9 protein-coding genes are annotated in these 14,752 nt (G+C 56.9%); 7 read left to right on the top strand and 2 right to left on the bottom strand.

The window, feature by feature from the left end:
• Positions 1–84: 84 nt before the first annotated feature.
• Entirely contained in the window at positions 85–1,374 is a 1,290-nt protein-coding gene (locus tag ACIP66_RS07890) for a glycosyltransferase (protein WP_400646859.1), read from the bottom strand.
• A gap of 68 nt (positions 1,375–1,442) precedes the next feature.
• The gene (locus tag ACIP66_RS07885; RefSeq protein ID WP_053119898.1) at positions 1,443–1,811 is read right to left on the bottom strand and encodes a response regulator; all 369 of its coding nucleotides are present in this window, start codon (positions 1,809–1,811) and stop codon (positions 1,443–1,445) included.
• 252 nt (positions 1,812–2,063) lie between these two features.
• Between ACIP66_RS07885 and ACIP66_RS07880 the strand changes: the two genes are divergently transcribed.
• The 7 genes from ACIP66_RS07880 to ACIP66_RS07850 all read left to right on the top strand — a co-directional run bounded on the left by ACIP66_RS07880 (position 2,064) and on the right by ACIP66_RS07850 (position 14,739).
• Complete coding sequence (locus tag ACIP66_RS07880; protein WP_400646857.1) at positions 2,064–5,555, top strand: response regulator; 3,492 nt, start codon at positions 2,064–2,066, stop codon at positions 5,553–5,555.
• The gene (locus ACIP66_RS07875) at positions 5,555–6,388 is read left to right on the top strand and encodes a protein-glutamate O-methyltransferase CheR (RefSeq protein WP_053119903.1); all 834 of its coding nucleotides are present in this window, start codon (positions 5,555–5,557) and stop codon (positions 6,386–6,388) included. Before ACIP66_RS07880 ends, ACIP66_RS07875 begins: the two co-directional genes overlap by 1 nt.
• Positions 6,385–6,978: a chemotaxis protein CheB gene (locus ACIP66_RS07870; RefSeq protein ID WP_400646854.1), complete on the top strand. Its 594-nt coding sequence runs from the start codon at positions 6,385–6,387 to the stop codon at positions 6,976–6,978. The genes ACIP66_RS07875 and ACIP66_RS07870 overlap by 4 nt, the downstream gene beginning before the upstream one ends.
• The gene (locus ACIP66_RS07865) at positions 6,972–8,186 is read left to right on the top strand and encodes a hybrid sensor histidine kinase/response regulator (protein WP_159811323.1); all 1,215 of its coding nucleotides are present in this window, start codon (positions 6,972–6,974) and stop codon (positions 8,184–8,186) included. The genes ACIP66_RS07870 and ACIP66_RS07865 overlap by 7 nt, the downstream gene beginning before the upstream one ends.
• A gap of 44 nt (positions 8,187–8,230) precedes the next feature.
• The gene (locus tag ACIP66_RS07860) at positions 8,231–8,608 is read left to right on the top strand and encodes a response regulator (RefSeq protein ID WP_053119909.1); all 378 of its coding nucleotides are present in this window, start codon (positions 8,231–8,233) and stop codon (positions 8,606–8,608) included.
• A 118-nt stretch (positions 8,609–8,726) separates the two neighbouring features.
• Complete coding sequence (locus ACIP66_RS07855; protein WP_400646851.1) at positions 8,727–11,615, top strand: RHS repeat domain-containing protein; 2,889 nt, start codon at positions 8,727–8,729, stop codon at positions 11,613–11,615.
• A gap of 136 nt (positions 11,616–11,751) precedes the next feature.
• The gene (locus tag ACIP66_RS07850) at positions 11,752–14,739 is read left to right on the top strand and encodes an RHS repeat-associated core domain-containing protein (protein WP_400646849.1); all 2,988 of its coding nucleotides are present in this window, start codon (positions 11,752–11,754) and stop codon (positions 14,737–14,739) included.
• The last annotated feature ends 13 nt before the right edge of the window (positions 14,740–14,752 follow it).

The following is a 14,752-nucleotide window of genomic DNA, read 5'->3' as shown; positions in this document are numbered from 1 at the left end:
TTAGTGCGAAAAGTGCAGGGTTTTTATAAGGCCTGGCGCAGGCTGCGCCAAGCATCGGAGTAATGCGAAGTGTGTGAATTGCGGCTATTTCGAGTTCTTTGCTTCAATCCACTGCGACATGTATTGAGTGCTCTTGTGCAAGTGATGGCGCAACATGCTGCCAGTGAAGTTGTTGGTTCTAAGTTGCGATAAGTTGGTTGTGCAATGCAGTAATTTGTTGATCAGTGCCGGGCCGTGAACAGCGTGTTGATAACGATCCGCTAATAATAAGTATCCCGCCGATTGCGCCTTTTGCCAGTGCGCCTCATCGCGGTATAGCCGAACCGCTTCCTCCGCCAGTGCTTGCGCCGAAACACTGACCGCCCCTGGCCACGAATGATCGCCGTGCATGGCTTCCGCTCCAATCGGCGTGGTTACGCTTGGCGTACCACAGAGCATTGCATCGACCAGTTTGCCCTTGATCCCGGCGCCGAAACGCAGCGGCGCCAGGCATACGCGGGCCTCGGACATTACTTGCAACGCATCCTCTGCCCAGTTCATCACATGAAAGCCTTGCGCAGGATTGTGCAGCGCCGTGGCTTTCGGCGGCGTGTAGGCACCATAAAGGTGTAGTTGCGCCTTGGGCAATTGCGCGCGGATCAAGGGCCAGACGGTCGACTTCATCCAGAGCACCGCGTCCCAGTTGGGCGCGTGACGGAAGTTGCCAATGCTCAGGAAGTGTTCGCGATCATCGAAAGTCCGAGGTGTGGCAATCGGCGGATCGATCATCAGCGGACACCAGTGCAGCAAATCTGCCGGCAAGCCGAACTGGTCTTGCAGCAACTGGATTTCCACTTCGGAGATCATCAGGTTGAGGTCGCAGCGATACAGCGCGGCGATTTCCCGTTTGGCCAGATCGGTGTTGGCCATCAGATCAAACTCTTCGCGCAGCGCCGGCGCGAACAGTTCGCTGAAGTCGTTTTCGTCGCCGCTGGCCTTCAGGCGATCTTTAAGACGCTGATGACGGGCATGCCGCAGGCTTTGCAGGTCGGAGGTCTCGAGTACGCGCAAGGCATCAGGGCAGTGCTTTTCAACACGCCAGCCGAACTGCTCTTCCATCATGAACTGGTCAAACAGGACGATATCCGGCGCGAGCTCAGTAATAAAGGTATCGAATGTGCTGCTGTTCAGCTCGATAGGCACTTCGCGAATGCCCAGTTCGGCCAGATCAGCCTTGTGCTCGCCAGGGCCGGCAGGGCTGCTGAACGTGATCTCCCAACCTTGCTGCAAAAACGTTTCAAGGATTTGCATGACGTGCCCACTGGCAGCCGAAGAGCGAGGTTCCGGCCAGACGTAGCCAATAACCAGGACTTTGGTGGGGTGGGGCTGGTGCATGCGGGTATTTCCTTGAGGCGGGCTGTGGCCAAAAACGGGGCGCAATTAAACCACAGCCAGTCCGGGTCTTAGTTGCCCGGGTTGAGGACAGCCTTGACCTTGTCGCGCAGTTGATCGATCGAGAAGGGTTTGCCGATCACGTGCATGTCCGCCGGAACCTCGATGGTTTCGGCGTAGCCGCTGGCGAACAGGATCGGCAGAGAAGGGCGCAGTTTGCGCGCTTCAGTGGCCAGTTGCTTGCCGTCCATGCCGGGCAAACCAACGTCGGTCATCATCAGATCAATGTGCTGACCGCTATCCCCGAGTTTCTCCAGCGCCTGCTCGCTGCCGTCCGCCTCGAGCACACTGAATTCCAGTTCCTCCAACACATCGACGATGAGCATACGCACGATGTCGTCGTCTTCTACGACAAGGATGGTGGCGGAGGTGGCGGGCATAATAAAGGCTCTCAAGGGGTGAATTCGGGGGCGCCGGTCGATCAAAAATGCCGGGCTCTTGCATGAGTAAGTGGCGCATAGCCACAAGTTCCCGAACGGATACAAAAAAGAATAGCGGCAAGGATACCGGTTGGTCGCTGTGATAGCGCTGGCAAATGTAGAAAAATGCGCCAAAAACGATGAGAAAAATGGATCCATGCTGGGGTTTTGGGGCAAACTCTCGGGTTTTCAACAGTTCGACAAGGCTGCCCCATGTCCACTCCGTCTTCGGTTGATGAGCAACGGTTTCGCAAACTTCTGAGCCGCAACATCGGTCTGCCGCTGGGCGTCGGTGTGCTCAGTGCCGTGTTTTTCGTGTCGCTGATCACTTATTTGCTGTCGGTCATCCAGTGGGTGGAACACACCGACCGGGTGATCAATAACGCCAACGAAGCGGTGAAACTCACCGTTGACCTGGAAACCGGCATGCGCGGCTTCCTGCTTAGCGGTGACGAGCATTTCCTTGATCCGTACGAGACGGCCAAGCCGCGCATTGCCGTAGCGCTGAAAACCCTGACCGAACTGACCATCGACAACCCGGTGCAAACCGATCGTTTGCGCAGGCTGGAGGCCTTACAGACCGAATGGGCCAATTACGCGCAATCGATGATCGATCTGCAGCGATCCAGCGGCGATTATCGGGGCGCGGTGAAGGCTGGGCGGGGCAAGCGCCTGACCGACGAAATCCGTAAGCAATTCGAAGACGTGATTGAAACCGAGCAAGTCCTGCGCACTACGCGTAATGAGGACGTGCGCCGTACGACGATCTGGAGCATCAGCCTGTACCTGCTGTTTATCGCCGGTATCAGTGGTTTGCTGGCCTACATTGGCCGTCGTGACCTGATGACGTTGTCGGGAAACTACAGCGCCAATCTCGCCGCACAACAGGCCAGTGCCGAACGTCTGGAGCAGCAGGCATGGCTGCGCAACGGTCAGACCGAACTGGCCGAGCAAGTGCTGGGGCAACTGACGCTCAATCTGCTGGGCCGCAACATTCTGCAGTTTTGCGCGCAATACCTTGGTACCGCCGTAGCCGCTCTTTATGTCCGTGAAGAACACGGCGGGCTCAAACGCGTGGCCACTTACGGCTTCTCCCGCGAGCAGGAAGAACAGGATCAATCGATTTACAGCGGCGAAGGCATCGTCGGCCAAGTGGCACAAACGTCGCGTCTGATCCGTCTGGATTCTGTACCGGTCGACTATTTCAAAGTCAGCTCCGGGCTGGGTGAGGGTTTGCCGCACAGTGTGCTGGTGGTGCCGACCAGCGATGATGATCGGGTCAATGGCGTGATCGAACTCGGTTTCCTGCGCCCGCTCAATGACCGCGACATCGAATTGCTGGAGTTGATCGCCGGCAACATCGGTACCTCCATCGAGGCCGCGCGTTACCGTCAGCGTTTGCAGGAAGTGCTGGCCGAGACCCAGCAGCTCAACGAAGAGTTGCAGGTGCAGCAGGAAGAGCTGAAAACCGCCAACGAAGAGCTGGAAGAGCAGTCGCGAATTCTCAAGGAATCCCAGGCGCATCTGGAAACCCAGCAAGTCGAGCTAGAGCAAACCAACGAGCAGCTCGCCGAACAGGCGCAGACCCTGGCCGAGCAGCGCGACGCCATGGATGAGAAGAACACCGCCCTCAATCAGGCGCAGGTACAGCTCGAAGAGCGCGCCGAAGAGTTGCAGCGTTCAAGCAAATACAAATCCGAATTCCTTGCCAACATGTCCCACGAGCTGCGCACGCCGCTGAACAGTTCGTTGATCCTGGCCAAGCTGCTGGCGGAAAACCCGCAGGACAATCTCAGCGCCGAACAGGTCAAGTTCGCCGAGTCGATCTATTCGGCTGGCAACGATCTGCTCAACCTGATCAACGACATTCTGGACATTTCCAAGGTCGAGGCCGGCAAGCTTGAAGTGATCCCGGAGAACACCAGTGTTGCGCGTCTGGCCGATGGCCTGCGTGGCGTGTTCGAACCGATGGCCAAAGACAAACAGCTGACCTTCACCGTCGATTTGCAGCCGGGCACGCCAGGCATGATGTTCACCGACCGGCAGCGTCTGGAACAGGTGATCAAAAACCTGCTGTCTAACGCCGTCAAGTTCACCGAGAAAGGCGCGGTCAGCCTGACCATTGCCGGCCAGCCGAATGACCAGATCGCGTTTATCGTGCGTGATTCGGGGATCGGCATCGCGGCGGATCAGCAGGAAAGCATTTTCGAAGCGTTCCGTCAGGCCGACGGCACCACTAACCGCAAGTACGGCGGCACCGGGTTGGGCCTGTCGATTTCCCGCGATCTCGCAACGTTGCTGGGCGGTTCGATCAGCGTCAGCAGCACGCCGGGGCAGGGCAGTGTGTTCACCCTGTTGCTGCCGCTGCAGTACAGTGAATCAGGCGAAATCTCGACTGCACCTTTAACGTTTACGCCGCCAGCGCCGACCGCGCCTGTACCTTTGGCGCCGATCGTCTCGCCATTGGCCCCGGTGCATATTCCGCGCTTCGCCGATGACCGCGATAAAGCTCCATTCGCCACACGCTGCATTCTGGTGGTGGAAGACGAGCCGAATTTCGCCCATATCCTTTATGACTTGGCCCACGAGTTGGGCTATCAGTGCCTGGTTGCTCACGGCGCGGATGAAGGCTATGACCTGGCGAAAGAGTTTATTCCGGACGCCATCCTGCTCGACATGCGCCTGCCCGATCACTCGGGTCTCACTGTCCTGCAGCGTCTGAAAGAGCGCGCCGAAACCCGCCACATCCCGGTGCACGTGATTTCGGTCGAAGACCGCGTTGAAGCCGCGATGCACATGGGCGCCATCGGCTATGCAGTCAAACCGACCACCCGCGAAGAGCTGAAAGACGTGTTCGCGCGTCTCGAAGCCAAGCTGACGCAAAAGGTCAAACGCGTGCTGTTGGTTGAAGACGACGATTTGCAGCGCGAAAGCATCGCGCGATTGATTGGCGACGAGGACATCGAAATCACCGCCGTCGGTCTGGCTCAAGACGCCCTGGAGCGGCTGCGCGAGACGGTTTACGACTGCATGATCATCGACTTGAAGCTGCCAGACATGCTTGGCAACGATCTGCTCAAACGCATGGCCACTGAGGATATCTGCTCGTTCCCGCCGGTGATCGTTTACACCGGGCGCAACCTGACCCGCGATGAAGAGGCCGATCTGCGCAAGTATTCGCGCTCGATCATCATCAAGGGTGCGCGTTCGCCTGAGCGTTTGCTCGACGAGGTCACACTCTTTTTGCACAAAGTCGAATCGCAGTTGTCCCATGAACGGCAGAAGATGCTCAAGACCGCGCGCAGCCGCGACAAGGTCTTCGAGGGCCGCAAGATCCTGCTGGTGGACGACGATGTGCGTAACATTTTCGCCCTGACCAGTGCTCTGGAAACAAAAGGCGCAGTCGTGGTGATCGGCCGTAATGGCCGCGAAGCGATTGAAAAACTGAATGAAGTCGAGGACATCGATCTGGTGTTGATGGACGTGATGATGCCGGAAATGGATGGTTTCGAAGCCACCATTGAAATCCGCAAGGATCCGCGCTGGCGCAAACTGCCAATCATTGCGGTGACGGCCAAGGCCATGAAGGACGATCAGGAGCGCTGCCTGCAAGCGGGTTCCAACGATTATCTGGCCAAGCCCATTGACCTGGATCGCCTGTTCTCGCTGATTCGTGTGTGGTTACCGAAGATGGAACGTATTTAGTGGAAGGCAGCAGTCCAGCCGAACGAAACAGCGAAATCGAATTACGTTTGCTGATTGAGGCGATCTACCTCAAGTACAGCTACGATTTTCGCGATTACTCTGGCGCTTCGATCAAGCGCCGGGTGCAGCACGCGTTGAGCCAGTTCGAGTGCGCGACCATTTCGGCGTTGCAGGAAAAGGTGCTGCACGACCCGACCGCGTTCATGCAGTTGCTGCAACTGCTGACGATCCCGGTCAGCGAAATGTTTCGCGATCCTTCGCACTTCCTCGCGATTCGCAAGGAAGTGGTGCCGTTGCTGCGCACCTATCCGTCGATCAAAATCTGGATCGCCGGCTGCAGCACGGGTGAGGAGGTCTATTCGATGGCGATACTGCTGCGCGAAGAAGGCCTGCTCGATCGCACGATCATTTACGCCACGGACATCAATCCGCGCTCGCTGGACAAGGCCAAGCAGGGCATTTTCTCGATGGAGAACGTCCGTGCCTATACCGCCAACTACCAGCAGGCCGGCGGTCAGCGTTCATTTGCCGAGTACTACACTGCCGCGTATGGCTACGCGATATTCGACAAAACGCTGTGCGAGAACGTGACGTTTGCCGACCACAGCCTGGCGACCGACAGCGTGTTCTCCGAAACCCAGCTGATTTCTTGCCGCAATGTGCTGATCTATTTCAACAAGAAGTTGCAGGATCGCGCCTTCGGGCTGTTCCATGAATCGCTGTGCCATCGTGGTTTTCTGGTGCTCGGCAGTAAAGAGACGCTGGATTTTTCCAGCTATGCCAATCAGTTCGAGCCGTTGGTCAAACAAGAACGGATTTACCGCAAAACATGAACGAGGCCGTGGATTTACCTCGCGTCGAGGCGATTGTGGTCGGTGCTTCCGCCGGTGGCGTTGAGGCGCTGCTGAGCGTACTCGGCCCACTGCGCAGCGGGTTTGTGCTGCCGATTATCGTTGTGCTGCACCTGCCCGAAGAGCGTCGCAGCCAATTGGCCGAAGTCTTCGCGCGGCGTCTGGACATGCCGGTGCACGAGGCGATCGACAAGCAGGACATTGCCGCCGGTACCGTATATTTCGCCACGCCGGGCTATCACCTGTCGGTGGAGCAGGATCGCAGCCTGTCGCTGAGCCTTGAGGATCGTGTGCATTACTCGCGGCCTTCGATTGATTACCTGTTCGAGTCCGCCGCTGATGCCTACGGCTCAAAGCTGGCCGCTGTATTGCTGACCGGCGCCAATCACGACGGTGCGCGCGGGCTGGCGCAAGTCAAACGTCGCGGAGGCCTGACCATTGTCCAGGATCCGCAAGAGGCGCAAGTCGCCACCATGCCTCAGGCTGCGCTGAACATTCAGCAGCCCGATCATGTCCTAACCCTTAACGGCATCGGCCGTCTGCTTGTCGAGCTGGAACGAATCGCATGCTGAGTAATATTCAAGCCAAATTGCTGATCGTCGACGATCTGCCGGAAAACCTGCTGGCGCTCGAAGCCTTGATCAAACGCGAAGACCGCACCGTCTACAAAGCGTTGTCGGCGGACGAAGCTTTGTCGTTGCTGCTGCAGCACGAATTCGCCATGGCCATCCTCGACGTGCAGATGCCGGGGATGAACGGCTTCGAACTCGCCGAGTTGATGCGCGGCACCGAGAAAACCAAGAACATCCCGATTATCTTCGTCAGCGCCGCCGGTCGTGAATTGAACTACGCGTTCAAGGGTTACGAGAGCGGCGCGGTCGACTTCCTGCACAAGCCGCTGGATATCCATGCGGTGAAAAGCAAGGTCAACGTTTTCGTCGATCTGTACCGCCAGAGCAAGGCGATGAAACAGCAGGTCGAAGCGCTGGAGCAGGCCCGTCGGGAGCAGGAAGCGCTGTTGCAACAGTTGCAGAGCACTCAGTCGGAGCTGGAGCAGGCGGTGCGGATGCGCGATGACTTCATGTCAATCGTCGCCCACGAAGTGCGTACGCCGCTCAATGGCCTGATACTCGAAACGCAGCTGCGCAAGATGCACCTGGCACGGGACAACGCGTCGGCGTTCACCCTCGACAAGATGCACGCCATGGTCGATCGCGACGAGCGGCAGATCAAAAGCCTGATCCGCTTGATCGAAGACATGCTCGATGTTTCGCGCATCCGCACCGGCAAGCTGTCGATCCGGCCGAACCGTTTCGATCTGGTGCAGTTAGTCAGCAATCTGTTGCAGAACTTTGCGCAACAGATTGACGCGGCGGAAACCGAAGTATCGTTCACGGCGCCAGAGCCGGTCGAAGGTCACTGGGACGAGTTCCGCATCGAGCAAGTGGTGTCGAACCTGATCACCAACGCCCTGCGCTACGGCGGTCGCAGCCCGGTCAAGGTGCGTGTTTACCGCGAAGGCGATGAGGCGCGCATCGAGGTCGAGGACAATGGCATCGGCATCAGCGCCGAGAATCAGAAGCGAATTTTCCAACAGTTCGAACGGGTGTCCGCCAAGACGGTAGTCGCCGGGCTCGGGCTGGGTCTGTTCATTTCCGAGCAGATCGTCGCCGCCCATGGCGGCTCCATCGTCGTCGAGAGTGAAATCAACGAGGGCGCCCTGTTTCGCGTTTGTCTGCCGATCGAGGAAAACGGCAAATCTGACGCAACCTCTGATTGACCGCACGGTCGTATCAGCAGCTATTGACCGAACAAAGGCTTCCCATGAGCGTAGATGCACAAGATGTAGTACTCGTCGTCGAGGACGAACCGGTTATCTTGATGGTCCTGACCGATTACCTGTCGGGTCAGGGTTACCGCGTGTTGCAAGCGGAAAGCGGCGAGCAGGCGTTCGAGATTCTGGCGAGCAAGCCGCATCTGGATGTCCTGATCACTGATTTCCGTCTGCCTGGCGGTATTTCCGGCGTGCAGATCGCCGAACCAGCCGTCAAATTGCGACCGGATCTAAAAGTGATCTTTATCAGCGGTTACCCGCAGGAGATCCGCGAAACCGGCAGCCCGATCACGCGCAAGGCGCCGATTCTGGAAAAACCGTTTGATCTGGATGTCTTGCAGGAGAAAATTCAGGAGCTATTGGCCTGAAAACAGGGCGGTTGGCGGCGTACCTGTAATTTCTGACAGTTGACTTGACTGACGCCATTGCTCAATAACGACCTCGATATCCACGTCGGGGTCGTGCTTCATGCATCGAGAGACACCAGTGCTCAGCGCCATTGACCCTTGCGGTCGGTTGCTGCGCAAGGTCGCTTATCATCGGCGCGCTCCGACGGATCCGGCCGAGCCGCGCATTACCCATCAAATGTTTGACCCTGCCGGGCGTGTGTCGCGAATACGTGATCCGCGCCTTTTCTTGATGGCGGGGCGTCATTCTGAAGTCGCTAGTCAGCGCATGCTGTACAGCCTCTCGGGCACCCCGTTGTTATCTGACAATAACGATGCCGGCTGCCGACTGAATTTGCTTGCCGAAGCCGGACACGCCGTCCTTCACTGGGATCAGGAAGGTCACCAAAGGCGTCTGGTTTACGACGATTTTTTGCGACCCGAGCAAATTTTTGATCAGGCTCATTCCGAGGTAGAGTGCCGTACCGCTTGGTTCACTTACGCGGATGCCAGTCCGGCATCTGCTGCCAGAAATTGTTGCGGCAAGGTGATTCGTCACGATGACGAGGCTGGAACGTTGCATTTCCGTGAATTTGGCGTGTCCGGAACAGTGCTTGAGCAGTCGCGGCGTTTTCTCAATTCACCGGAACGGCCTGACTGGCCAAGTGAAGAAAACGCACGGGATCTTTTGCTCGAACCGCAAAGCGCCACTTCGAAATCAGCGCTGAATGCTGTCGGCGAGCCGATTTGCCTTACGGATGCCAAGGGCAATGAGCAAATCCTGCGTCAGACGAAGGCCGGCGAGTTGTATGAAACCTGCTTGAAAATGGCGGGCTCGGGCAATCCACTTACGCTGCTTCGCGATATTCAATACAACGCCGCCGGTCAAATCGAACAGCAGACCAACGCCAATGCTTTGGTGACCATCTGTTGTTACGAACCGGCGGACGGCAGCTTGATCATGCTGAGGACGCACGCTGCGAATACCACGCCCTTGCAGGATCTTCGTTACCTCTACGATCCTGTTGGTAACCCCGTCAGAATCACCGATGCAGCCTTTGGCGTTCAGTACTTTCGCAACCAGCGCGTCGCTGCTACCAGCACCTATGGGTATGACACCTTGGGTCAATTGATCAGCGCAACCGGGCGACAAAAAATCAGTGCTCTCGGTGGCCCTCAGCTCCCTCAGTTTGTTTCACCGCCTGATGCGAACCAAATGGAAAACTACACACAGGATTTCCACTACGACGCGGGCGGCAACTTGCACACTTTGTTGCACCACGCCAACAGCGGTAGCCGTACCGAGCGTACCGCTGTGGCCGCACTTAATAACCGCAGCCTGCCTTTTGTAAATGATTTGCCACCGACTGAAGAGGTTATCGGTCAGGGCTACGACCGCAATGGCAACCTCAAGGCATTGCAACGTGGGCAAACGTTGTTTTGGGGGACGCAAAACCAATTGCGTCGAGTGGATCAGGTCATCCGGGAGGAGGCCGCGAATGATGCCGAAATCTATGTCTATGACGGTACCGGGCAGCGCGTACGAAAGATCCGTAGCACAGTGACGTCCAAGCGCACCCTGACTCATGAAACGCGTTATCTGCCTGGACTGGAAATCCGCACAAGCCCCAAAGAAACGCTGCACGTAATCAGTGTCCAGGCTGGACGTTGCCGAGTTCAGGTTTTGCATTGGGAGCAGGTACGAAGCGCAGACAATCCGCCGGATCAACATCGCTACAACCTGTTGGATCATTTGAGTTCCAGCACTCTGGAACTGGACGGTGACGGAGGGCTGATCAGTCAGGAGAGCTATTACCCTTACGGCGCAACGGCGTGGTGGGCGGGAGCGAACAGAATACAGGCCAGCTATAGAACCTTTCGTTACTCAGGCCAGGAGCGTGACGCAACGGGGCTTTATTACTTTGGTCGGCGTTACTTTATTCCCTGGCGACAACGTTGGGCCAGTGCAGATCCGGTGGGTATCGAGGATGGTTTGAATCTGTACGGCATGGTCGCGGGTAATCCTGTGAGGTATGTCGATTTGCAGGGACTGTCACGATGGGACACGGTGAAAGCGGCGGGATGGGCCGGGGCCGTGGACTTCGGCGCGAAACTGGTGGGATCCGGCATGAAGATACTCCTTGCCCAAGCGTTGACAAAATGGAATCCGGCAAGTGGTTTGCTGGTTGCTGTCGGGGCGGGGTCAGCAGTCATCAACGGAGCGATCGCAGGCGCTTCGTGGGTCAGTGCAAACCAATCTGAAGGAATCGGCAATCCGCGGCGGTATCTCGAGCGTACGGCGGGAGCGGTCGGTGGCGGGTTATTCACAGTTGCGCCAATTGTGCTGGAGGAAATTTTGAGCCCGGGAGCGAATATGGCGGCCATCACACAGATTACTAAGTTGTTCGGTAATGTCGGTTTTGAAGGTGTCGCTCAAATGGCCCCCAACGTACCGAACAACGCTTGGGCGGGCGTGCCTCCAGGCGCGGGAATCAAGGCGGAGATAGCGGCGGTAGTCATCACAAAAGGCGCCGCGAAGATTCTTGAAAATAAAGTGTTCTATGCTCCCGTTGGAACAGAGGTAAACCTGGTCCAGAATCTGCTTTACCCTGCGGTCACCAAAGGTGCTGCCGCTATGAGCATGAGTGTTGCGCGCAGTTTTTTTCCGGAAGACGCGCCCTATGCAGAGGCTCAGGACGGGGCGCCAGAGTTCTCGACAATAAAAGAAATCAGTAATGTGGCCGCTCGCGATTTCTTCGACGCTGGGCCTCGAATGATCAACCAGTTAGTGCAATCCACAGCCAATCCCGAGGCGGTGGGTGAGGGCGCGCTAACGGGCGTCTTGAGTTTTGGCGTCAGCTCCGCATTTCAGATTACGCGAAATGCCTACAAGCGAGACATGAAATCGGGCCTTGAAAAAATGTTGACGTCGCCGTCCGTGCTGAATGAAAAGCCGCCGCGAAGTTACGGGACTTTGACTCCTAGATGATGTTCCCGCGTTTTTACGGGTTCTACCTGACAGTTCTGACAGTTGACGTGGACGATGTAACGGCGAATAAAGGATGCACAAATCTTCGTGCCTGCCACGTGTCACGCGGGCGAACCAAACCTGAGGGATGGCGAACATGGATCGTTGCACACCCGCACTCGCTGTGATCGACTCCAGCGGTATGGCCGTTCGCTCGGTTGCCTATTGCCGGCAATCGGAGACGGATGCGCCTCAGGCCCGTATCACCCAAAACATTTATGAACGGCAAACCCGTACCTGCCATAGCCGCGATCCCCGACTGTTTACGCTGTTTCAAAATGACTCCACGCAGCCTGCTAACCAGACGACCTTGTCCAGCTTGTCCGGCACCTCGTTGCTGTCGGTCAACGCTGACGCCGGTTGGCGTCTGAGCCTGGCCGGCGCCAGCGGCCAAGCGCTGGAAAGCTGGGGTCAGAAGCTTAATCACCGCCGCGTGGCTTACGATGAGTTGCTGCGGCCAGCGTTCCTTTTTGAGCAGGAGGCGGGTGAGGAGATCCGGCGCAGCGAATGTTTTGGCTGGGCCGACGCCAGCGCCGAATCCGCTCGGCACAACGTTAGCGGGCAACTGATTCGTCATGATGACGGGGCGGGTACACGTTCTCTCGATGAGTGCAGTGTCTTCGGTTCGCCACTTGCGCAGACGCGGTGGTTTCTCGACGCGCTGGAGTTGCCCGACTGGCCGGAAGATCCCGCCGGGCGCGACGTGCTGTTGGAAGTTGAACGCGCGACCACGCGTAACAGTTATAACGCGGCGGGTGAGCAGATCCGCCATATTGATGCGTTGGGCAATGAACAATTACTGCGTCAGACTCGGGCAGGGGAGCTATTCGAAACCTGTTTGATGTTGTCTGGCGCTGGCGGTTATACCTCATTGGTGAGCGACATTCGCTACAGCGCCACTGGTCAGATCGAACAGCAATCGGCGGGAAACGGGGTCGTAACGCGCAGTGTTTTTGATACGCAAAGTGGACAGATCATCAGCTTGATCGCGCAAGTTGCCAACGAACCGCCGCTACAGCAACTGACCTACGCCTATGATGCAGTGGGTAACCTTCTCAGCATCAGCGATGCTGCCCAGCCGATCCGTTATTTCCGTAATCAGCGTGTCGCTCCTCTCAATACCTACCGCTATAACACGCTTTATGAATTGATCGCGGCCACTGGCCGGCAATGCGTCAACGCCCCGGGTGGGCCACAGTTGCCGGAGTTCATATCGCCACCGGATTCCACTCAACTGGAAAATTATCAGCAAACGTTCGATTACGACAGCGGCGGCAATCTGCTGACGCTGCAGCACATTGCTGACAGTGGTCAACGCACAGAGCGCACCGCTGTCGCCGCCTATAGCAACCGCAGTTTGCCGTATACCGCGGCCGATGTGCGTCCGGGAGAGGGTGATATCGCCGCAGGATACGACGGCAATGGCAATCTCAATGTCCTGCAAAAAGGTCAGAACCTGTTGTGGAACGGACGTGACCAGTTACGCCAGGTCGATCAAGTGATTCGCAATGCAGAACCCAACGACGCGGAACGCTATATCTATGATAGCGGGGGGCAGCGCGTGCGAAAAATTCGCACGGCTTACAGCTCCCGCCGAACCCGTACCCATGAAACCCGCTACTTGTCCGGGGTGGAAATTCGTACAACGCCGGAAGAAATTTTGCACGTCATCAGCGTCGCGGCCGGGCGCTGCACCGTGCAGATTTTGCATTGGGAAAAAGGTCGACCGGTGGGCATTCCCGACGATCAAGCTCGCTACACTCTGACGAATCATCTCAACTCCAACAGTCTGGAGCTTGATGCCGATGCTCGGCTTATCAGCCAGGAAAGTTACTATCCTTACGGCGGTACCGCCTGGTACGCCGGGCGCGACAAAGTCGAAGCGAGTTACCGGACGGTGCGTTATTCCGGACAGGAGCGGGATGCAACCGGACTGTATTACTACGGGTTTCGCTATTACATGCCGTGGCGCCAGCGTTGGCTGAGTGCGGATCCGGCAGGTGTGAGCGATGGCTTGAATCTGTATCGGATGGTTGGGGGGAATCCGATCGGCTTCGTCGACGTTCAAGGGCTGGAGGAAATGCCGGTCACCCACCCGGTTACCTGGTCTGAATATGGAAAGGCCGCGTTGACTGCAGGCACGCGCGGGGTGGTAAAAGGGCTAACAAGGTACGGTGCCGGCAAGGCAGCAGGCGCTGTATTAAGTTTCGCTTCGAAAAGCGTCTTAATGCCTCTCGCAGCGAGTTTTAACGGCTTGGCTTGGGCTTACTCCGGAGGTTCACTCGCACGGCTGGCGTATGATTCCTATTATCCCGATTCTGGTACGAGTCTCGGTCGAGCCGCGGCCTTCACGGCAGGCGCCTTACCTGGCTTCGGAATTGGTTTTATAACCGCTCAATTTTCCGACCCGTCAGCCGTATTGGTTGGGGTTACCAAAGATTTTTCCGGCGAAGTCGTTACAAGATTGTTCAGTCCCGTTGGTCCCAAGATTCAGTACAACGAGGACGCTACGGTTTTATCGCAACTCGTCGATAGCGGCGGCAGTGTGTTCAACAATTTCGTTGAGGGCGTGTTAGAGAATGCTTTGGCTGAGAGCTTGCCTGAAGTAGTGTTTCCCATGGTCAATGGCGCAATTAAAGGCGTTATAACGACGAGTGTTCTCGCTTCGTCTGTCGTTCCAGCCAGTTATTACGGAAGCAAGCATGGAGACCTCGTCGCACACTGGAAGGATCTTCCTAACGGATTGAAAGCAATTGGGCACGACCTCGCTGTGGGCGTCATAACCAATGAGGGTAACGCCCTTATCAACGAAGGATTTATCAAACTCGGAAGTGAAAATTTGCCGGGTGCTTTAAAGGCCGGTGTTTACAATTTTCAGGTCGTCAGTGAGGCCAATGCATTGGGCGGTGAGTATGTCTTGAAGGGTATTGGCTGGTCTGGTGTAAGTGCCGTTTCCACTGTAACGACACCCAGCGCAGATTCAGAAAAGAACAGACTGGCTGCTGCTGACAGGCAAATTCGTCAACGAGCTTCCGTGCGTCGCAACTCTATTGAAACGGCGCCTTTGAGGACTTCCATGGTCTGATGCGGTAGATAAA

Source organism: Pseudomonas sp. NPDC088429, from assembly GCF_044753305.1.
GTDB lineage: Bacteria > Pseudomonadota > Gammaproteobacteria > Pseudomonadales > Pseudomonadaceae > Aquipseudomonas > Aquipseudomonas rustica.
The sequence above is the reverse complement of the archived record's forward strand: the minus strand, read 5'-3'. Positions and strand labels throughout refer to the sequence as shown.

Coding starts and splice junctions, on each gene's coding strand:
- ACIP66_RS07890 (WP_400646859.1), bottom strand. CDS start 1,374: ATGCACCAGCCCCACCCCACCAAAGTCCTGGTTATTGGCTACGTCTGG.
- ACIP66_RS07885 (WP_053119898.1), bottom strand. CDS start 1,811: ATGCCCGCCACCTCCGCCACCATCCTTGTCGTAGAAGACGACGACATC.
- ACIP66_RS07880 (WP_400646857.1), top strand. CDS start 2,064: ATGTCCACTCCGTCTTCGGTTGATGAGCAACGGTTTCGCAAACTTCTG.
- ACIP66_RS07870 (WP_400646854.1), top strand. CDS start 6,385: ATGAACGAGGCCGTGGATTTACCTCGCGTCGAGGCGATTGTGGTCGGT.
- ACIP66_RS07865 (WP_159811323.1), top strand. CDS start 6,972: ATGCTGAGTAATATTCAAGCCAAATTGCTGATCGTCGACGATCTGCCG.
- ACIP66_RS07860 (WP_053119909.1), top strand. CDS start 8,231: ATGAGCGTAGATGCACAAGATGTAGTACTCGTCGTCGAGGACGAACCG.
- ACIP66_RS07850 (WP_400646849.1), top strand. CDS start 11,752: ATGGATCGTTGCACACCCGCACTCGCTGTGATCGACTCCAGCGGTATG.